Genomic DNA, 19,736 nt, shown 5'->3' with positions numbered 1-19,736 from the left:
GGCCTCCTAGCGAAGCGTCGCCTGCTCGGCGAGCGTCTGGTTGATCTGAGCGCCGTACTGCGTCTGCAGCAGGTTGACCATCTGATCGAGAATATCGTCGCCGGCGGCATTGGCCATGGCGGTGATCTGGGCATCGCGGTTGTTCAGCGCGTCGCTGGTCGGCTCGCTGTTGACCTCGGTGACCTTCATCAGGATCTGCGTCGACGGATCGGCGCCGACGGCACTCGCGACCGCGTCGACGGGGCCGGAGAAGGCGGCGGTGACGCCGGCGCGGCCAAGCACCGGATCATCGGTGGCGCGGGTAACGCCGCTCTTGCTTTCAACGGCGATGCCGAGCGGCGTTGCGATATCGGCAAGCGCCGTACCCTTGGCGGCCTCGGCCTTCAATGCCTCGGCCTTTTTGGCAAGTTCGGCCTTCTGCTGTTCAGCCGTCCAGTCTTCGACCGCCTTTTCGCGCACTTCGGCGACCGGGCGCTCGCGGGTCGGGGTAATTTCGCGGACGTTGAACCAGACATAGCCGTCATTGCCGATCGGCAGCGGCGGCGCATCGACGCCGACTTCGGTCTTGAAGGCTTCGCCGAGCAACTGCTGCTTGACGGGAATATCCTTGACCTCTTTGCCGTCCTTGTCGGCGCCGGTCATATCGACGGCGTCGACGGTCACGGCCTTGAGCTTCAGCTGGCCGGCAATATCCTCGAGCGTGGCGCCGCCGGCGCGCAGATCCTCGATGCGGTCATGAACGTTGATCACCTCCTGCGAGGCATTGGAAAGCGCCAGCTGCTTGCGGATATCCTCCTTCACCTCGTCGAAATTCTTGGTGGTTTCCGGCTTGATGTTGGTGATGCGCAGGATGACGGAGCCGAAGGAGCCCTCGACGACAGGTGTCGTGCCGCCGTCCTTCGAAACGGCGAAGGCCGCATCGGCAACGGCCTGGTCGGGAACCTTGTCCTTGGTGAATTCGCCGAGCAGCACGTCGCTTGCCGTCTTGCCCTGGTCGGAGACCAGCTGGTCGAAGCTGGTGCCGCCCTTCAGCGCCGTTTCGGCGGCAACGGCAAGATCCTTGCTGGTGAAAGTCAGCTGTTCGATGGTGCGGCTTTCCGGCGTGCGGTAGGTGTCCTTGCTCTTGTCGAAAGCTTCGTGGATCTGGTCGTCGGTGACGGTCGCAGCGTCGGCGATATCGGCGGGCTGCAGCGAGAGATAGACGAGCTTGCGGTATTCAGGCGCCTGGTAGCGCTGCTTGACGCCGTCGAACCATGCCGCCAGCACGTCGTCGGCAGGCGCTTTGATCGGCTCGATATTGGCGTTGGTGAGCAGCAGATAGTCGATGCTGCGGCTTTCATTGCCATAGAGCTTCAGAGCGTCGATCAGCGTCTTCGGGGCGGTGAAGCCGTTCGAGATGGCATCGACGACCTGGCTGCGGACAGCGACCTTGCTGCGCTCCTTGATGTAATCGTCCTGGCGGATATTGGCGTTGCGCAGGCGCGAGATGAAGAGTTCACGATCGAACTTGCCGTTGACGGCCTTGAAAGCCGGATCGTCGGCGATCAGCTGGGCGAGGCGATCTTCGGACAGGCCGAGGTTCATGTCTTCGGCGAGCTGGTCGAGCGAGGCGCCGGCGACGAGCTGGGCAAGCACCTGCTGCTCGACGCCGAAAGCGCGAGCCTGTTCCGGAGTGAGACGCGTGCCGAACTGCTGGCCGAGGCTTGCCACCTGGCGCTGGTAGGCGAGGTGGAATTCGTTGACGTCCACATGCTGATCGCCGACGGTCACGACCGTGGTGCTGTTGCTGCCGGTAATCAGCGACCGGGAGACGCCCCAGATGCCGAAGGACGCGACCAGCAGAAGCATCAGCAGCTTGGCGACCCAAGTCTGAGCGGCTCTTCTCAGGATATGGAACATAGAAACGCAAACCTCGCAGTATCATTGAGCCGCGCGCGGGCGGACATTCGACGTTCCTTAGAACAAACCCGACAGGAAATGAAGAGTTTGTCGCGCGAAAAGCTGCGCCGGGCGGCGGCGGCCGCGTGGCGGCTCCGCGGCCAACAAAAGATCGGCTGCGGCGGAACCTTTCGGGCCGCCATTTCGTTGAAGCGGCATCCCATGCAACAGGAGCAGACCATGGCCGACTTGAAAACCGCTTCCGCCGAATCCACCGCTGCGCGCGTCAAGGCTGATATGGCAGCAGACGACCTGTCGGCGCAGGTCGCAGCCCTTCGCAACGATCTCTCCCGGCTGACGGAAAGCGTGGTCGCGCTCGGGCAGGGGGCAAAGTCGGCAGTTACCGACGAGGCGTCGCTGATGACGGAACAGCTGCGCGACAAGGTTCGTGAAGAACCGCTCATGGCGCTCGCGGTGACCGCAGGCATCGCCTATGTTTTCGGCCTGCTGAGCCGCCGCTGAAAGACAATTCGGGATAGAGAAAAGCCGGACGCCAAGCGCGCCCGGCTTTTCACCATGTCTGCGGCAATCAGCGACGGATGACGCGGCCGACGAAAATCAGAATGCAGGCACCGATGAAGCCGGTGATCAGATAACCCAGCCAACCGGCCAGCGGCTGGATGTGCAACAGACCCAGGATCCAGTTGGCGACGATGGCGCCGACGATGCCGAGCAATATGTTCATGAGCAAACCCATATTGCTGCTCATGACCTTTTCCGCCAGCCATCCGGCGATGCCGCCGATGATGATGGCTGCAATCCAACCCACGCCTGCGTTTTCCATGGTTATCTCCCTCCTGGCAAAACGAGTCACAGAATGCACGAAACGAAAGGAAGTTCCACTCCCAGTTACGAGATTGCCTGCCGCTTCAGCAACTTATGTGACTTACGGCTGCAGCACGGTCACGGGGGAGTTCAACGCGTATGAAGCAATCTGGAACAACAGGCCGGCAATGGCAATCATTGCGAATCCCAACGGCATGATGAGGCTTTTGGTAAACATTGTTCCTCTCCCCTTTGCATAAAGCATAAGCGGAAGCGGACGACGCGCAAGTATATTGTTAATGAATAGTTAAGTATGGCATTTAACTAAAATGTATTACATTGTCAAATGCTATAATACTTGCGGAAATTGAAATATTTCTTGTCTGTCATTTAAGGGTGCACGCGCCAAGATCCGGGTCTATTGCGCTCGGATCTATCTCGGCGGTTTGCGGAAGACGACTGGCGTGGGAATCTCTACGTCCGGTGAACGACGAGCATGAAGACGAGGAAGGACGCTGTCGCAACGGTCGCAGCGAAGGCAATCTGATAATCCATGTCGTGAACCCCGGTTGGATGGCTTCCGTAAACGCCGGTGGCGCCATTGAGTTCCGTATGCGGTGGATTGATTTTGCCGGGGAATGCATCATCTTTCCCTGATCGCCATTCCATCCGGGGAAAACTTGATGTCAAAAGCTGCAATCGCCTTTGCCTGCATTTGCCTGCTCACGCTGTCCGCCTGCGGCAATACCGCATACGGGCTGAAGAAGGATGGACAGGAAGCGAGCCACGCCATGGACAATGCGACACATCGGGTGCTTTCCGCAGGCGCCAAGAAGTAAGGCGGGCGCCAAGAAGTATGGCGCGGGAAAAAGAATCACGGCGAAAAAAGCCCGCCTGGGGTGAGGCGGGCTGGCAATAACAGGGAGAATGGACGGATAGACGCCGTCTCTGCTAATAAAGCACTTCCTTAAGCGCTTGGCTTTACGTCATTCGACGTATCCGCCACCGTTCCGGCAGCAGCCTATACGATGAGGCTTCTGAATCGGATCAGAAGTTGCCCCAGTTCTGGGCGCGGGCACGGGCGCGAATAATCCGGTATTCGCGACCGCCATAGAGCGAGCCGATTGTCAGCATAAGCGTCAGAACGTCCCAGATGATATGCATTTTATCCTCTTAGGTTGGACGGGCTCTGCCGTCGATCGGTTGATGCAGAATAGCAATCTTTCGAATGTGCTTATATGACAAGAAATCGGGATAAGCAGGAAGCTGGCAGGGCGCGCCTCACGCAGAGGAAAGCCGGCCCATGACGATTTTCTCCGTCCGCCACATCACGTCCTATCGTTACGTCAGGGATGTCGATTTCGGCGAGCATCGCTTGATGTTCCGGCCGCGTGACAGCTTCGACCAGCGGCTGATCGAAGCGTCGTTGACGATATATCCCGAGGAAAGTCATGTGCGCTGGATCCACGATGTTTTCGGCAATTGCGTGGCGCTCATCGATATTTCGAGGCCGGCGTCCGAGCTTCGTTTCGAAACCTGGATCACGCTCGATCATACGCCCCAGGTTGCCCTCGACCTCAAGGTGGACGATCAGGCGCTGACCTATCCGTTCTCCTACGACAAGGACGAGATCGCCGATCTGACGCCGGCCATGCAGCGCCATTATCCCGACCCCAACGACGAGGTCGGACGCTGGGCGCGCCGGTTCGTGCGCCAGGGGCGCCCGACCGAGACCGGGCATATGCTGATGACGCTCTGTTACGCCATTCGGGAAAGCTTCGTCTATGCGCGCCGGATGGAGCACGGAACGCAGACGCCGCTGCAGACTTTGCAGCTCCGCTCCGGCACCTGCCGGGATTTTGCGCTGCTGATGATGGAGGCGGCACGCGTCCTCGGCCTCGCGGCGCGGTTTGTCACCGGCTATGTCTATGTTCCCGACCGGGACGGCTCCACCGTGCTCGGCGGCGGTTCCACCCATGCATGGTGCCAGGTTTACCTTCCCGGCGCAGGCTGGGCGGAGTTCGATCCGACCAACGGCATCGTCGGCAACCGCGACCTCATTCGGGTCGCCGTCGCCCGCGATCCGCGTCAGGCCGTCCCGTTAAGCGGCAGCTATGATGGCGACGGGGCGGATTTCGACAGCATGACGGTGCAGGTCAACGTCACCACCAAGTAATCCTCGGTTTGGGCGCGGCGACAGTTGCGGCTGCGGGAACCGGGCAGCACGATCGGCGTTGCATAGTCACGCCACCTGTCGGGATGTTAGGACGCCACCATGAAGATACGCGCCGGGTTTCATCTGGGCTATGAATGCATACAGCCGACGCCGATGCTGCTCGCTCTCAACATTCATCCTTCGCGCCGCGCCGATCTTCTCAGCGAACAGGTGCTGACATTCGACCGGCCGATCGAGGCCTGGGAATATACCGACGGTTTCGGCAATGCCTGCAGCCGGATCGTCGCCCCGGCTGGAGTAACGACGATTTCCACGGCGTTCGAGATCTACGACAGCGGCCAACCCGACGTCGTTCCCGACGATGCCGTCCAGCATGCGATCAACGACCTGCCGGACGAGGTGCTCGTCTTCCTGCTCGGCAGCCGCTATTGCGACACCGACAGGCTTGCCGATTTCGCCTGGGCAACCTTCTCGTCGACGCCGCTCGGCTGGGCGCGCGTCCAGGCGATCTGCGATTTCGTCCATGACCATATTACCTTCGACTATCTGAAGGCCGATCTTCTCCGGACCGCGCATGGCGGCTTCGTCGACAAGGCAGGTGTCTGCCGCGACTTTGCCCATCTCGCCATCGCGCTTTGCCGATGCATGAATATCCCAGCCCGATATTGCACCGGCTATCTCGGCGATATCGGCGTTCCGGTCGATCCCAATCCGATGGATTTCAGCGCCTGGTTCGAGGTCTTTCTCGGCGGCCACTGGCATACGGTGGATGCCCGCCACAACACGCCGCGAATCGGCAGGATCCTGATGGGCACCGGCCGCGACGCCACCGACGTCGCAATGTCGACGGCCTTCGGGCCGGCAGTGCTTTGCCGCTTCGAGGTGATCACCGAGGAAGTGCCGCAGGAAGCAGCTGATAAGGCCGATCCTATGCCTTCTTGAGAAACTCCGTTTTCAACACCAGACCCTTGACCTGCTTGGTGTTGCACTCGATCTCACCTGGATTGTCGGTCAGGCGAATGCCCTTGACCAGCGTTCCGCGCTTCAGCGTCTCCGAGGTTCCCTTGACCTTGAGATCCTTGATCAGCGTTACGGAATCGCCGTCGTGAAGCTGGCTTCCGTTGCTGTCCTTTACGATGATGTCGGCCATGATGTTCCCACCTCACAATTCGCCTGATGATCTCGGGCGGGAAATCACGTCGACGCGGGATAGTCAACCACGACCATCCGATTGATCGTTCGTCGATCACGTTGCCGCGCAGGCCTCCCGAACGCAGCCGCGCAGCCAGCGGTGGGCCGGATCGGCATCCATCCTTGGATGCCACAGCAGGGAAAGCGTGATCTCGGGGATCGGAACGGGCAGGGGAAAACTGTGCATTCCCTGGCGCAACGCCCCCGTGTGCCGTTCCGGAACGCTGGCGATCAGATCCGAGGTGCGGGCAAGCGCCAGCGCTGTGGAGAACCCACCGACGATCGTGGCAATCTGCCGTTCGAGCCCGAGCGCATCGAGGGCTTCATCGATCCGTCCCTTGTCGAGCCCGCGCCGGGAGACGGCGATGTGGCGGCCGGCAGCATACAGGGCGGGCGTGACCTCACCCTGGCAGAACGGATGCCCTGTCCGCACGACACCGACGAAACGATCGCGGAACAAGGCCTGCGCCCGCACCTCCGGTCCCATCGTTTCGCCGACGACGCCGGTTTCCAGGTCGACGCTTCCGTCGCGCAACGGGGCGCTGTCCTTATCCGGTTTCTGCACGAAGCGCAGCCGCACGCCGGGCGCTTCACCACCGAGGCGGGCGATCAGATCGGGTCCGAAGGTCTCGGCGAAACCTTCGCTGTTGCGCAGCGTGAACGTCCGTACCAAGCGTTTGAGATCAAGCACCTCGGCAGGGCGCAGCACCGCTTGCGCATCCTCGACGATCCGGCCGACCCGCTCGCGCAGTTCAAGCGCCCGGGGCGTGGGGACGAGGCCGCGGCCGGCGCGCACCAACAGCGGATCGCCCGTCGTCTCGCGCAGTCGCGCCAGCGCCCGGCTCATGGCCGACGGGCTGAGCCGCAGCCTGTGGGCGGCGCGGGCAACGCTGCCTTCGGCAAGCAGCACATCCAGGGTGACGAGCAGGTTGAGATCGGTTGTCGACATGCATCCGATATAACACGGCTTCATATGGCGTCCAACGCACGAATAGAATGCAAATGCTGCGTGTTCCGCCATATTTGGCGGAGGACTATGTTTGCCGGCGGCTCCCATTCCGGAGCGAGAAAAACGGAGTCTACGGTGAAACCGATCATTGCAGGGCCCGGCGAGGCCGCCGCCGAACGCCCCTATTCCGCCCGCTGGGCGCTCGCCAGCCTTTCCCTCTCGATGCTGCTGCCATCGCTCGGCACCAGCATCGCCAATGTCGGCCTGCCGAGCCTGGCGCGGGGGTTCGATGCCGCCTTCCAGGATGTCCAGTGGATCGTGCTCGCCTATCTCCTTGCCATTACCACTTTGATCGTCAGCGTCGGGCGGCTCGGCGATGTCACCGGCCGGCGACGGCTGCTGCTCATCGGTATCCTGCTCTTCACGCTGGCCTCGGTCCTCTGCGGTCTTGCGCCGACGCTGTGGCTGATGATTGCGGCGCGCGCGCTGCAGGGTCTGGGCGCGGCGATCATGATGGCGCTGACCATGGCCTTTGTCGGTGAAACGGTGCCGAAGGCGAGGATCGGCAGCGCCATGGGGCTGCTCGGAACGATGTCGGCGATCGGCACCGCTCTTGGGCCCTCGCTCGGCGGTCTGCTGATCGCCTATTTCGGCTGGCCGGCGATCTTCCTCGTCAACGTGCCGCTCGGCCTGGCGACCTTCGTTCTCGCCTATCGCTGTCTGCCGGACGATATCGGCGGGAGGAAGAAGGATCGGGCCGGCTTCGACAGAGTGGGCACGCTGCTGCATGCCCTGACGCTGTCGGCCTATGCGCTGGCGATGACGATTGGGCATGGCAGCTTTGGCTTGCTGAACCTCGCCCTGCTGCTCATGGCCGGTTTCTGCGCCGGCCTCTTCGTCTTCACCGAGGCGAGAACGGCATCGCCGTTGATCCAGCTGGCGGTGTTCCGCGATCGCGTGCGCACCGCCAGCCTGGCGATGAACGGGCTCGTTTCCACAGTGATGATGGCGACGCTGGTGGTCGCGCCCTTCTATCTCTCCCGTGCGCTCGGGCTCAACGAGGCGCTGGTTGGCGCCGTCATGTCGATCGGTCCGGTGATCTCCATCCTCAGCGGTGTCCCAGCCGGCCGCCTCGTCGATCGTCTGGACGCGCCGTTGGTGGTTGCCGCAGGGCTCGTCACCATGGCCGCCGGTTCCATCGCTCTCGCCGTGCTGCCCGGAATTGCCGGCTATATCGCCGGCATCGCTCTGCTAACGCCTGGCTATCAGCTGTTCCAGGCAGCCAACAACACAGCCGTCATGGGAGATGTGCACCCCGACCAGCGCGGCGTCATCTCCGGCATGCTCAACCTGTCGCGCAATCTTGGGCTGATTACCGGCGCATCCGTCATGGGAGCCGTGTTCGCGCACGGGTCGGCGAGCTCAGAGATCGCCGCGGCACGTCCCGAGGCCGTTCATTCAGGCATGCAGATCACCTTCGGCGTCGCAGCCGCATTGATCGCCATCGCGCTGACCATCGCGGTCGGGACTTACCGGCGGCGAACCAGTTCCGAAGGAGCATGACCGCGCCTGGTAGGAAGATGCGAACCTGCTGCCGGCTCGGACCGGATCTTCGGGCGCAGGCCGTTAGGAATTCAATCTGCCTCAAGCTTACCTGTAAAGCGGTTTCGCCCGTTCCAATAGGAGCACTGCGGGCAGGCCTCACCGACAGGATAGTCGATTCCCTCTTCGTGAGGGCAGCCGAAGATTCCATCCATCGCCGCCACCGACTTCACGTCATTCTCGCGCAGGAATGCAACGATCTCGGCGATAACGGTCTCGTCCGTCCTGGGTAGCCGCGGATACCTCGCTTGGCCTTTTTCTCGAGCCATTTCCGTGGCTGCCATCCCAATTTTATCGCGCCGCTCGCCTTTCGGTGGTTTGCTATTCTATCCCTCGTAGTTCGTGGGATACAATTCGGCATCAATAATATGGGTCGAGGATATGGCGCGCAAGAAACAATGGGTCAAAGTATCCCCAAGGGAGAAACCGGCTGCAGCCGACGTTCTCGAGAAACAGGCTATTATTGCTGCCTGCGAGGCCTTCATTCGCAATATCCTGAAGCCACGTTTCCTGCCTGAAATCCGGCAGACAGAATGGAACTATGTTGTTGATATCAGAGGCTCATGGGCGGGAAATCGGTATCGTTTCATGCAGCGCTACAGGTCCGGCATGGATCACAATCGCGGCGAGGAGTTCGACGCCCCCTTCGCCCGTATCGACCGTATGGGACCAGATCGGTACGATATCTATTGGATGCGGCACACGGGCAAATGGTGGCGGCTTCATGCCGGGGTGACACTTGCCGAGGCGCTTCGAATCCTCGAAACTGACGGCATACTGCATCCGGTCTGATCAAGGCATAACGCAGACTTGAACCGCCTTCGTCCACGATGAAATCCCGGCAGCCACTGTTATGAGCGAATATCAATATTACGAGTTCCAAGCGATCGATCGCCCACTCAACGACGCAGATCGCCGAGCCCTTCGGGATTTATCGACGCGGGCGCGGATCACCTCCACGAGCTTTACCAATTCCTACGAGTGGGGCGACTTCAAGGGTGAGCCCGTCGACCTCATGGAACGCTGGTTCGACATGCACCTCTATCTCGCCAACTGGGGGACGCGGCGCCTGATGATCCGTTTCCCGAAGCGCCTGATCGACGAGCAGCGCGTGGATGGATTTCTCGGTGTGGTCGATGGCGCCGAACTTAGGACATCGGGCGAGAACCTGATCCTCGACATCCTGCCCGAGGAGTCGGAGCCTGATGATGATGACTGGGACGACGACGGATCGGGCTGGCTCGCGGCGCTGACGCCATGCCATATGCGGATCGCCCTCGAGCCCAGGCAGGGGCGCCACCACTTCCGGCCCAACAGCCTCCGCCTGGACGGCCATCAGCCACAGCAGATAAAAGAGCCTGAGATCACCGCGCAGCACATCCTCGCATGCAATAAGCGGTCGAACCTTAGACCAAGGTCCGATCGGTCCCGGACTTCGTGCCCATAGCAACTCACGGTCACCGTAATAGATTGCGCAGCATTGATAGTGTTGCGGAGTTTTGCGGTGACGAAGATTTTCGTTGTGGGAATGATACTGATGCCGGTGATATTCTGGGGTTCTGTTGGCATCTGGGTCTACTCGCTGTTTTCGTGAGCGGGTGCGGCCTCCTCAGCTGCCGATCATGCTATATCCAGGCCCTAAATCCCTTAATCGGGCTGCACCGCAAACTTAGAAAACATGTGGGACACGCCCCCCGGCGTTGTAAAGGCAATTGCCCGGCCATCAGCCAAATCTTTGCCAAGCCATGCCATATTGCCGCATGGAGGTCACGACGGCAACCATGAACGTATTCTTGCCTGATCCCATGAAAGACTGGGTTGAAGCACAAACGAAAACAGGGCGCTACGCAAATGCGAGCGACTACGTGCGCGATCTGATCCGCAGGGATCAAACGCGCAACGACAAGATCGCGGCCATGCAGCGTTTTATCGATGATGGCCTGAATAGCGGCATCGGCAACCGCTCAAAAGACGAGCTTTTTGCGGCTGCTCTGACACGTGCTGAAACGCGGCAAGGCAATCGCTAATGGGTTTTCGCCTTTCCGTTGAGGCGGAAGATTTCATGCTGGATCGACCGTCATTCTGAGATCGTGCAAGCAAAATTTTGCCGACCGGCAGTATGGCGGAAGAGGTGGGATTCGAACCCACGGTACGGTTTCCCGCACGCCGGTTTTCAAGACCGGTTCCTTAAACCACTCGGACACTCTTCCATCTGATTGAAAGGTTGAGAAATCGACATTCCGTTGATTTCTACGAACCGGCCATTGCTTCCGGTTTGCTACCCAATCATTCGATGGCTGGCTTTTTAGCAGCTTTGGTAGCAGCGTCAACTTGCCCGTCAGCATTTGTCGGCATCTGCGCCGATTGCAGTTCCAGCGCATAGGTCTTTGCCCGTTCGCTCATTGGAAATGACTGGCGTTGTCGCCGGCTTGAGCGTTTACTGTGTTGATCTGGCGGAGGAAAAAACCATGGCCATGTATCTCACGCGCTTCAGCTACACGCCCGAAACATGGGCGCGCATGATCGATAATCCCGAGGATCGCCGGGAGGCGGCCCGTCGTTACATCGAATCGGTGGGCGGCAAGCTCCATGGGTTCTGGTATGCCTTTGGCGAGCATGATGGTTGGAATCTGTGGGAGGCGCCCGATAACGTCTCGATGGCGGCCGTCGCGCTTGCTATCGGGGCGGGAGGGGCGGTCAGTTCCATGGAAACCACGGTCCTCCTCAGCGTCGAGGATACGATCGAAGCCTTGGGAAAGGCGAAGTCGGTGCGGTATCGCCCGCCGGCAACATAGGGGCGGAGGCCCGGCCTAAATCATCCTATTTTAGCGTCCGTCGGATCCGAGGCCTTTCGGACCGTTTAGCTGGTTCATATCCTGGCAAAGAGAGCGAACCGCTTCCATTGTCACCGCAAGTGCCGACATCAGCATTGCGATGTCGTTCTCTTGATCCAACTCAGAAAGCGCGCGCGCTCGAACATTCAGCTGCCGGCTCACGGTGTCGAGCTGTGTTATGGTTTCATCGTTCATAGTGATCCTCCATAGGCATAACCCTCAAAGCCCTTGGCGGACATTTCGTTCCCGGAGAGGATCGAGGTAGATCGGCGATGGAGCCGTGCCGGCGGCGTTTCAATATGGAGCTTTTCGGGCGTCTGAAGCGGCCGGATGTTTACCATATGCCCCGCATCGGCACGGGAATTTCAGGCTTCTTTGCCGCAGCGGCAGGGCAGGGCGACAGGGCTCGCGTTAGTGGTTTATAAACCATAATCACGAGAATTATGGCTATCGCTGCGAAATCGTTCGTAAATTTGCCACGAACTTCGCAAGATTAAAGCCTCGTTAGGCGGGCGGGGATAAGGCGTATTGGCCCAGTATGGGGCAAAGTTCCTTAACCATAACGATCTTTGAGCGGCGTGGGACATATGAAATTGGGATACGGGGCGGCGTCTTTCGCAACGACAGCACGGTGGCTGGCGGTATCGGCGATGTGTGCGACGGTTGCGGCGTGCGGCACGACGCAGGCGGTGCCGAAGAAGAAAGCCCACGGCAAAGAATATTTCTCCGAATCCGAATATGGCGTGAAGGCGAGCCCGCGGGTCGCCACCGGCAACAATATTCCCAAGGGCGGCGGCCGCTACATCGTCGGCAATCCTTACGAGGTGAAGGGCAAGTGGTATTATCCGAAGGAAGACTTCGCCTATAACAAGGTCGGCGTCGCTTCCTGGTATGGCTCGGCCTTTCATGGGCGCCTGACGGCGAACGGCGAAGTCTACGATCAGATGCATCTTTCTGCAGCGCATCCGACCTTCCCGTTGCCGAGCTATGCGCGCGTCACCAATCTCGAAAGCGGTTCCTCCGTGATCGTGCGCGTCAACGATCGCGGCCCCTATCACGAGGGCCGCATCATCGACCTGTCGAACAAGACGGCCGACATGCTGGATCTGCAGCATAGCGGCACCGGCAAGGTGCGCGTGCAATATGTCGGCCGTGCCCGTATGGACGGCCACGACATGCCCTATCTGATGGCCTCCTACTCGCCGAAGGGCAGCCGTATTCCCGGCGTCAATCCGGAAGGCCAGATCGCAACCGGCGTGATGGTCGCCTCCAACAGCCGCAAGATCACCCGCGACCAGCTGCAGAGTTCGGAAGATTACGAGACGCCGGCCAGCGTGCCGGTACCGATGTCGGCGACCTCCTATGCCGGCTCGACGCCGAGCGCCCGATATACTGCGGCGCCCGCTCTTGCTCCGGGTGCCCATGTCTTGGTTGCGCCGCCGGCACCGTCCGCAAACAATGCCCCGCAGGCCTTCGACCAGATGGTCGTGTTGCCGGAGATTGGTCCCATGCCCTATGAACGGCCGCTCAGCTCCCTCGCGCTCGGTTACCAGAATGAGGACGTGAAGACGGTGACCGTCGATCTCGCCTTCGACGCGGTGATGGCGCGCAATGACGGGCTGACGCAGGAGTCGATCCTGGCCTCGGCCAAGCGTCGTCAGGCCAAATTCGCCCCGCGCTGAGCGCGGCGATTGCATCGGATTTCCTCTCGCTCTAACCTCCTGACGACACGCCGCTCGATCAATGGAAACTCCTGATGCTGAAGCCTGTGCTTCGCCGTTTAGACCAGTTCAGCTTCCTATCGAAGCGCAGAACCGCTCTAACCTTTTGTTTCCACGCAATTCCGGACGCAAAACCGCTGCGCACTTTTGCTGGAATTGCTTTGGCATGCCTCCTGCCGTTGACCACCGGAGCGCTTGCGGCCGATAGCGGCGCCGCCGGTTTCGCCACCAAGGCGGCGCAGGCCTATATGATCGAGGCCGCCACCGGCACGGTGCTTCTCGCCAAGAACGAGGACCAAGGCTTTTCGCCGGCTTCGCTCGCCAAGCTGATGACGATGGATCTCGTCTTCGACGCGGTGACCAAGGGCCAGATCACCTTCGATACCGAATATCCCGTTTCCGAATATGCCTGGAGAACCGGCGGCGCGCCGTCGAGGACGGCAACGATGTTTGCCAGCCTCAAATCGCGCGTGCGCGTCGAGGACCTGATCAAAGGGGTCGCCATCCAGGGCGCCAATGACAGTTGCATTATCCTCGCCGAAGGCATGGCCGGCAGCGAGCAGCAATTTGCCGAGTCGATGACGCGGCGCGCCCGTGAACTCGGCATGGAGAAAGCCGAGTTCGGCAATTCCACCGGCCTTCCGGATAGAAAGAGCAAGGTGACGGCGCGCGAGATGGTGACGCTCGCCACGGCCCTGCAAAAGTCCTATCCGAACCTCTACCCCTATTTTGCGCAGCCGGATTTCGAGTGGAACAAGATCTTCCAGCGCAACCGCAATCCGCTACTCGGGCTCGATCTCGGTGCCGACGGGCTGGCAACCGGTTTTACCGAGGGCGAGGGTTATTCGATCGTCGCGTCGGTTGAGCGCGACGGAAGACGGCTGTTTCTGGCGCTTGCCGGCATCGCTTCCGACAAGGAGCGGACGGAGGAGGCCAAGCGGGTGCTCGAATGGGGGCTGACGGCCTTTGAGAGCCGGCAGATCTTCGCCGAGAACGAAGTGATCGGCGCCGCCAGCGTCTATGGCGGCACGGCGCGCACAGTCGATCTCGTGGCCAAGGCGCCGGTCAGCGTCTATATTCCGATCAGCAATCCCGACCGGCTGTCGGCGCGCATCATCTATCGCTGGCCGCTGGCAGCACCGGTGCAACCGGATACCCAGGCAGGTACGCTCAGGATTTTTGCAGGCAGCCGGCTGCTCAGGGAAGTGCCGCTCTATACCGTGCAGGCGGTCGGCGAGGGCTCGCTCAGCAGCCGGGCTGTTGACGCCATGCTGGAACTCGGCGAATCGCTGTTCTTCTCCTGGCTCTGGGACAAGTCCGCGCCGGGCTGAGCGCCGGTTTTCCGATGCAATTTGCCGGGAAAGGTGAATATGTCGCCGCGGCGAAAGGTTTTCCTTCCTGCTGTCTTCGGATAGATAGAAGAAGCAAGGCGCGTGCGGCGCCTGGAATGCGGGAAGTTGTCATTGTCATCCGGTACGGGATTGTTCGTTACGTTTGAAGGTGGGGAAGGCGCTGGGAAATCCACGCAGATCCGCCGCCTCGCCGAGGCGCTGAAGGGCGACGGTCACGATGTGCTGGTGACGCGGGAACCGGGCGGATCGCCGGGCGCCGAGGCCGTGCGCCACGTGCTCCTGTCGGGGGCTGCTGAGGCCTTCGGCACGCGGATGGAGGCAATCCTGTTTGCGGCGGCGCGCAACGACCATGTCGAAGAGGTGATCCGCCCCGCACTGGCTGCCGGCAAGATCGTGCTCTGCGACCGTTTCATGGATTCCTCCCGCGTCTACCAGGGCGTCACCGGCAATCTCGAGCCCGATTTCATCGAGACGCTGCAGCGCATCGCCATCAACGGCGTCATGCCGGATTGCACTGTGATCCTCGACATCCCCGCCAAGATCGGGCTGGAGCGCGCGCAGAAACGCGCCGCCGCCGACGCTCCCGATCGCTTCGAGAAAGAGCGGCTTGAAACCCACGAGAAACGGCGCGAAGCCTTTCTCGATATCGCCGTCCGCGAGCCGGAGCGCTGTCATGTGATCAACGCCATGCAGAGCGAGGAAGCAATCGCCGCCGAGATCGTGGCGATCGTCCGGCAGCTCATGTCGCCTGCAGGCCATGCGCGCATGCCGGAAGCCGCACATCATGAGTGAATCCCGTTATGAGTGAAGAAAGGCCCGGACTGCTCGACGGCGCCATCTGGCCGGGCGAAAATACCAGGCTGTTCGGCCATGAGGAGGCGCAGGCCTTCCTTGCGCAATCCTACCGGTCCGGCAAGGGTCACCACGCCATCCTGATAGAGGGGCCTGAGGGCATCGGCAAGGCGACGCTCGCCTTCCGCTTCGCCAATCACGTGCTCTCCTATCCCGATCCTGCCACCGCGCCGGAGACGATCGGCGATCCGGATCCTGCCTCGTCCGTCAGCCGGCAGATCAACTCCGGCGCCTCGCATAATCTTCTGCATCTCGCCCGGCCCGTGGATGAAAAGACCGGCAAGGTGAAGTCGGCGATCACCGTCGACGAGGTGCGCCGCGCCGGTAAATTTTTCTCGCAGACCTCAGGAACCGGCAATTGGCGGATTGTCATTATCGATCCGGCCGACGACATGAACCGCAATGCGGCCAACGCCATCTTGAAGATTCTGGAAGAGCCGCCGAAGCGGGCCTTGTTCCTGGTGCTCTCGCATGCGCCGGGACGATTGCTGCCGACGATCCGCTCGCGCTGCCTGCCGCTGAAGCTGGCGCCCCTTGCCGACGATGCGCTCATGGCGGCGCTTGCCCATCTCGGCATATCGGGCGAGGGCGGGGCGGTGCTTTCGGCCGCCAAGGGCAGCGTCGGGGAGGCGCTGAAACTGCTGAATTACGGCGGCGGAGAGATCATTGCCGCCTATGACGAGATGCTTGCCGCCGAAGGGCCGACGGCCCGCAAGGCGATGCATCGGCTGGCCGACGCGCTTTCGGGGAAGGAAAGCGACACGATCTTCGATTTCTTCGTCAGCCATGTCGGCGACGACATCATGAACCGGGCACGCGCAGCGGCAGGCGAGGGGCAGATCGCAGCTGCAGAGCGGCTGGCGCGGCTCTATTCCGAGATCACCGAACGGCTGACCATCTCGGATGCCTATAACCTCGACCGCAAACAGACGATCATCGGCATTCTCGCCGATATCAAGCAGCCGGGTCTCTAATTCCGTCCTGATTCTCCGATCAGCCGGTCAGCAGCTTGACGGCGACGACCGCGAGTGTCGCGGCAAGGACGATGCGGATGGTGCGCTCGTGCAGCTTCGGCGCCAGAAGGCTGCCGATGATAATGCCGGGGATGGAACCGATGAGCAGGGCAAACAGCATCGGCCAGTCGATTTCGCCGATCAGCCAATAGCCCGTGCCGCCGATCAGGGTCAGCGGGACCGCATGGACGATATCGGAACCGACGATCTCGCGCACATCGAGCCTGGGATAGAGGACGAGCAGGATCGTCACACCCAGCGCGCCGGCACCGACAGAGGTCAGGGTGACGAGGACGCCGAGCAGGAATCCGAGAATGACGGTGAGGGCAATGATGGTTCTCGGCTGCGGCGGCGTGCGGTCGCCAATGGCGCGGCGCGCCAGCTCGAGGATCGGCCCCCGGAAGACCAGCATGATCGCGGTCATGACAAGAAGCCAGCCGAGCGCCGTGGTGATGGTATTGGTGACGCCGATGCTTTTGCGATCGACGCCCGCCAGCAGCCAGAGCATCAGCAGGGCGGCCGGCACGCTGCCGATTGCAAGACTGCCGACGATCTTCCAGTTGACGCGCCCGTGCATGCCGTGAACGGCGGTGCCGGCGGTCTTGGTGATCGCCGCATAGAGAAGATCGGTGCCGACGGCGGTGGCGGGATGGACGCCGAAGAGCAGCACCAGCAGCGGTGTCATCAGCGAACCGCCGCCAACGCCGGTGATGCCGACGAGCGCGCCGACAAACAGCCCCGAAAGTGAATAGAGAGGTTCGAACGTCAATCAAGCGCCTCCGACGGCGCACGGCCACGACAAACCGGATAGATGAAAACTGGCACTTCGTTCTGCCTCGCCCTCTTTTCCATGACGGGTAGATTGCGGCAGAAGCTGAGTCAAGTTCACCGCGGCCCGCGTCCCGGAAATCATTGGCAGCGGCAAAACTTGATGTTTCGCTTGACGGTGACATGCGCTAAGAGCGGCTGACCATTTTTATAGAGTAAGCCGGACATTGGCCGCCATGACAGACAAGACACCCTTCTACATCACCACCGCGATTTCCTATCCCAACGGCAAGCCGCACATCGGCCATGCCTATGAGCTGATCGCGACGGATGCGATGGCGCGCTACCAGCGCCTGGATGGCAGGGATGTGTTCTTCCTGACCGGCACCGACGAACACGGCCAGAAGATGCAGCAGACGGCGCGCGCCGAGGGGATTACCGCCCAGGCGCTTGCCGACCGCAACTCCGGCGAATTCCAGGCGATGGCCAAGCTGCTGAACGCTTCGAATGACGACTTCATCCGCACCACGCAGGAGCGTCATCACGAAACATCGCGCAATATCTGGAACCTGATGGCCGAGAATGGCGACATCTACAAGGATAGCTATGCCGGCTGGTATTCAGTGCGCGACGAGGCCTATTACCAGGAAAACGAGACGGAGCTGCGCGCCGACGGCGTGCGCTACGGGCCGCAGGGCACACCTGTGGAATGGGTGGAAGAGGCAAGCTACTTCTTCAAGCTCTCCGAATACCAGGAGAAGCTGCTTGCGCATTACGAGGCGAACCCCGATTTCATCGGCCCGGCCGAGCGCCGCAACGAGGTGATTTCCTTCGTCAAATCCGGCCTCAAGGATCTCTCGGTCTCGCGCACGACCTTCGACTGGGGCATCAAGGTGCCGAACGATCCCGCCCATGTCATGTATGTCTGGGTCGACGCGCTGACCAACTACATCACCGCGACCGGCTACATCGAGGACAGGAACGGCCCGCGGGCGAAATATTGGCCAGCCGATGTGCACATTATCGGCAAGGACATCATCCGCTTCCATGCCGTTTACTGGCCGGCCTTCCTGATGTCGGCAAAGCTGCCGCTGCCGAAGCGGGTCTTCGCCCATGGCTTCCTGCTCAACAAGGGCGAGAAGATGTCGAAATCACTCGGCAACGTCGTCGATCCCGTCAATCTGGTCAGCCATTTCGGCCTCGACCAGGTGCGCTACTTCTTCCTGCGCGAAGTCTCGTTCGGCCAGGACGGCAGCTACAGCGAAGAGGCGATCGGTATCCGCATCAACTCCGACCTCGCCAACGGCATCGGCAACCTCGCCAGCCGCTCGCTGTCGATGATCGTCAAGAACTGCGACGGCAAGATCCCGGAATGCGGGGTGCTCAGCGATGAAGACAAGGCTATGCTGGCGCAGGCCGATGCGCTGCATGCCTCGACGCGCGACGACATGGGCAAGCAGCAGATCCACCGGGCGCTCGCCTCGATCATTTCGGTCGTCTCCGAGACCGACCGCTATTTCGCCGGCCAGGCGCCGTGGGCGCTGAAGAAAACCGATCCGGCGCGCATGGGCACGGTGCTTTACGTCACCGCCGAAGTGGTACGCCAGATCGCCATCCTGCTGCAGCCCTTCATGCCGGATTCCTCGGGCAAGCTGCTCGATCTGGTCGCGGCACCTGCAGACAAACGCGATTTTGCTGCTCTTGGCGAATCCGGCCGTCTCCTTGCCGGAACGCCGCTCGAAGCGCCGACGCCGGTCTTCCCGCGCTACGTGGCTCCGGAGGCTTGAGGCCGTGCTGATCGATACGCATTGCCATCTTGATTTCGCCGACTTCGAGGCGGAGCGCGACGAGATCGTTTCGCGCGCCCATCAGGCGGGCGTCAAGCAAATGGTGACGATTTCGACGCGGGTGCGCAAGCTCGACCGGCTGCTTGCGATCACCGAGAAATATCCTTCGGTGTTCTGCTCGGTCGGCACGCATCCGAACAATGCCGACGAAGAGCTGGATATCCAGACGGAAGATCTGGTGCGCCTTGCCAACGCCCATGAGAAGGTGGTGGCGATCGGCGAGGCCGGCCTCGATTATTTCTACGATACGCAGAAGCCCGAGGACCAGCAGACCGGCTTTCGCCGCCATATCGCGGCGGCGCGCGCCACACAGCTGCCGCTCGTCATCCACAGCCGCAGCGCCGATGAGGACATGGCAACGATCCTGACCGAGGAAACGGGGAAGGGGGCTTTCCCCTTCATCCTCCATTGCTTTTCGGCAGGTCCGGAACTGGCGCGAACCGGCGTCGAACTCGGCGGCTATGTTTCCTTTTCGGGCATCCTGACCTTCCCGAAATCGGAAGAGCTGCGCGAGATCGCCAAGACGATCCCCCAGGATCGGCTGCTGGTGGAAACGGATGCGCCGTATCTGGCGCCGAAGCGCTGGCGCGGCAAGCGCAACGAACCGTCCTATGTCGTCAACACCGCCGAGGTGCTCGCCGAGACGATCGGCCTCTCCTACGCGGAGGTCGCACGGATGACGACGGAGAACGCATTGCGCCTGTTCACGAAGATGCCGAGGGTCTGAG

At 61.2% G+C, this 19,736-nt stretch carries 21 protein-coding genes, 1 tRNA gene and 1 pseudogene; 15 read left to right on the top strand and 8 right to left on the bottom strand.

Translation table 11 applies throughout. The features are described 5' to 3' along the window. Positions 1-6: 6 nt before the first annotated feature. Positions 7-1,899 carry a peptidylprolyl isomerase gene (locus CO657_RS09135; RefSeq protein WP_012557722.1) on the bottom strand — a complete coding sequence of 631 codons (1,893 nt, stop codon included), beginning with the start codon at positions 1,897-1,899 and terminating at the stop codon, positions 7-9. A 219-nt stretch (positions 1,900-2,118) separates the two neighbouring features. On the opposite strand from CO657_RS09135, the gene CO657_RS09130 reads away from it, so the two are divergent. Continuing rightward, entirely contained in the window at positions 2,119-2,400 is a 282-nt protein-coding gene (locus tag CO657_RS09130; RefSeq protein WP_003586381.1) for a hypothetical protein, read from the top strand. 67 nt (positions 2,401-2,467) lie between these two features. Here the strand turns inward: CO657_RS09130 and CO657_RS09125 are convergent, their stop codons facing one another. Continuing rightward, a complete protein-coding gene (locus tag CO657_RS09125) occupies positions 2,468-2,722 on the bottom strand; it encodes a GlsB/YeaQ/YmgE family stress response membrane protein (RefSeq protein WP_003586383.1) in 255 nt (84 codons plus the stop codon). A gap of 664 nt (positions 2,723-3,386) precedes the next feature. Here CO657_RS09125 and CO657_RS09115 point away from each other — a divergent pair. The 3 genes from CO657_RS09115 (at position 3,387) to CO657_RS09105 (ending at position 5,821) form a co-directional block, all read left to right on the top strand. Next, positions 3,387-3,542, top strand: a complete 156-nt coding sequence (locus tag CO657_RS09115; protein ID WP_012557721.1) for a hypothetical protein — start codon at positions 3,387-3,389, stop codon at positions 3,540-3,542. Positions 3,543-4,006: 464 nt separating this feature from the next. Continuing rightward, positions 4,007-4,879 carry a transglutaminase family protein gene (locus CO657_RS09110; protein ID WP_003586387.1) on the top strand — a complete coding sequence of 291 codons (873 nt, stop codon included), beginning with the start codon at positions 4,007-4,009 and terminating at the stop codon, positions 4,877-4,879. Positions 4,880-4,978: 99 nt separating this feature from the next. Next, on the top strand, positions 4,979-5,821 hold the full coding sequence (locus CO657_RS09105) for a transglutaminase-like domain-containing protein (RefSeq protein ID WP_054183106.1): 843 nt from the start codon (positions 4,979-4,981) through the stop codon (positions 5,819-5,821). Here CO657_RS09105 and CO657_RS09100 read toward each other — a convergent pair. Both CO657_RS09100 and CO657_RS09095 read right to left on the bottom strand, forming a co-directional pair. Next, on the bottom strand, positions 5,808-6,029 hold the full coding sequence (locus CO657_RS09100; protein WP_003586391.1) for an alkylphosphonate utilization protein: 222 nt from the start codon (positions 6,027-6,029) through the stop codon (positions 5,808-5,810). The two genes, CO657_RS09105 and CO657_RS09100, sit on opposite strands and share 14 nt — an antisense overlap. Positions 6,030-6,125: 96 nt before the next feature. After that, positions 6,126-7,019 (bottom strand): LysR family transcriptional regulator, encoded by an 894-nt coding sequence (locus CO657_RS09095; protein WP_054183107.1) that lies wholly within the window; start codon positions 7,017-7,019, stop codon positions 6,126-6,128. A 135-nt stretch (positions 7,020-7,154) separates the two neighbouring features. On the opposite strand from CO657_RS09095, the gene CO657_RS09090 reads away from it, so the two are divergent. Continuing rightward, positions 7,155-8,582: an MFS transporter gene (locus CO657_RS09090; protein WP_054183132.1), complete on the top strand. Its 1,428-nt coding sequence runs from the start codon at positions 7,155-7,157 to the stop codon at positions 8,580-8,582. A gap of 71 nt (positions 8,583-8,653) precedes the next feature. Here CO657_RS09090 and CO657_RS09085 read toward each other — a convergent pair whose 3' ends face one another. Next, positions 8,654-8,905: a hypothetical protein gene (locus CO657_RS09085; RefSeq protein WP_245292966.1), complete on the bottom strand. Its 252-nt coding sequence runs from the start codon at positions 8,903-8,905 to the stop codon at positions 8,654-8,656. Between the two features lie 97 nt (positions 8,906-9,002). Here CO657_RS09085 and CO657_RS09080 point away from each other — a divergent pair, with 97 nt between their 5' ends. From CO657_RS09080 to CO657_RS09070, 3 genes and pseudogenes are all read left to right on the top strand, one after another. Continuing rightward, positions 9,003-9,413 (top strand): DUF3024 domain-containing protein, encoded by a 411-nt coding sequence (locus CO657_RS09080; RefSeq protein WP_054183108.1) that lies wholly within the window; start codon positions 9,003-9,005, stop codon positions 9,411-9,413. A gap of 61 nt (positions 9,414-9,474) precedes the next feature. Beyond that, positions 9,475-9,879, top strand: a pseudogene (locus CO657_RS38205) (hypothetical protein); the annotation flags it as partial. A gap of 523 nt (positions 9,880-10,402) precedes the next feature. After that, positions 10,403-10,648, top strand: coding sequence for a type II toxin-antitoxin system ParD family antitoxin (locus tag CO657_RS09070; protein ID WP_197283887.1), 246 nt, complete (start codon positions 10,403-10,405; stop codon positions 10,646-10,648). 93 nt (positions 10,649-10,741) lie between these two features. On the opposite strand, the gene CO657_RS09065 is transcribed toward CO657_RS09070, so the two are convergent. Next, a tRNA-Ser gene (locus CO657_RS09065) sits at positions 10,742-10,831 on the bottom strand. Positions 10,832-11,089: 258 nt separating this feature from the next. Between CO657_RS09065 and CO657_RS09060 the strand changes: the two genes are divergently transcribed. After that, complete coding sequence (locus tag CO657_RS09060; RefSeq protein WP_054183110.1) at positions 11,090-11,416, top strand: GYD domain-containing protein; 327 nt, start codon at positions 11,090-11,092, stop codon at positions 11,414-11,416. 30 nt (positions 11,417-11,446) lie between these two features. Here the strand turns inward: CO657_RS09060 and CO657_RS09055 are convergent, their stop codons facing one another. Then, positions 11,447-11,650, bottom strand: a complete 204-nt coding sequence (locus CO657_RS09055; protein WP_054183111.1) for a hypothetical protein — start codon at positions 11,648-11,650, stop codon at positions 11,447-11,449. A 392-nt stretch (positions 11,651-12,042) separates the two neighbouring features. Between CO657_RS09055 and CO657_RS09050 the strand changes: the two genes are divergently transcribed. The 4 genes from CO657_RS09050 (at position 12,043) to CO657_RS09035 (ending at position 16,354) form a co-directional block, all read left to right on the top strand. Further along, positions 12,043-13,137 carry a septal ring lytic transglycosylase RlpA family protein gene (locus tag CO657_RS09050; RefSeq protein ID WP_054183112.1) on the top strand — a complete coding sequence of 365 codons (1,095 nt, stop codon included), beginning with the start codon at positions 12,043-12,045 and terminating at the stop codon, positions 13,135-13,137. A gap of 287 nt (positions 13,138-13,424) precedes the next feature. Continuing rightward, positions 13,425-14,507 carry a D-alanyl-D-alanine carboxypeptidase family protein gene (locus CO657_RS09045; protein ID WP_245292967.1) on the top strand — a complete coding sequence of 361 codons (1,083 nt, stop codon included), beginning with the start codon at positions 13,425-13,427 and terminating at the stop codon, positions 14,505-14,507. A 132-nt stretch (positions 14,508-14,639) separates the two neighbouring features. Next, positions 14,640-15,320 (top strand): dTMP kinase, encoded by a 681-nt coding sequence (gene tmk / locus CO657_RS09040; protein ID WP_054183113.1) that lies wholly within the window; start codon positions 14,640-14,642, stop codon positions 15,318-15,320. Positions 15,321-15,328: 8 nt separating this feature from the next. Further along, the gene (locus tag CO657_RS09035; protein ID WP_054183114.1) at positions 15,329-16,354 is read left to right on the top strand and encodes a DNA polymerase III subunit delta'; all 1,026 of its coding nucleotides are present in this window, start codon (positions 15,329-15,331) and stop codon (positions 16,352-16,354) included. A 19-nt stretch (positions 16,355-16,373) separates the two neighbouring features. Here CO657_RS09035 and CO657_RS09030 read toward each other — a convergent pair whose 3' ends face one another. Further along, positions 16,374-17,162, bottom strand: coding sequence for a sulfite exporter TauE/SafE family protein (locus tag CO657_RS09030; RefSeq protein ID WP_054183115.1), 789 nt, complete (start codon positions 17,160-17,162; stop codon positions 16,374-16,376). Between the two features lie 235 nt (positions 17,163-17,397). Here CO657_RS09030 and metG point away from each other — a divergent pair, with 235 nt between their 5' ends. After that, entirely contained in the window at positions 17,398-18,948 is a 1,551-nt protein-coding gene (gene metG, locus CO657_RS09025) for a methionine--tRNA ligase (RefSeq protein ID WP_012557711.1), read from the top strand. A 4-nt stretch (positions 18,949-18,952) separates the two neighbouring features. Continuing rightward, complete coding sequence (locus CO657_RS09020; protein WP_012557710.1) at positions 18,953-19,735, top strand: TatD family hydrolase; 783 nt, start codon at positions 18,953-18,955, stop codon at positions 19,733-19,735. The last annotated feature ends 1 nt before the right edge of the window (position 19,736 follow it).

This window comes from Rhizobium acidisoli, assembly GCF_002531755.2.
GTDB classification, from domain to species: Bacteria; Pseudomonadota; Alphaproteobacteria; order Rhizobiales; family Rhizobiaceae; genus Rhizobium; species Rhizobium acidisoli.
This window is presented reverse-complemented; position numbering and strand designations above follow the sequence as displayed.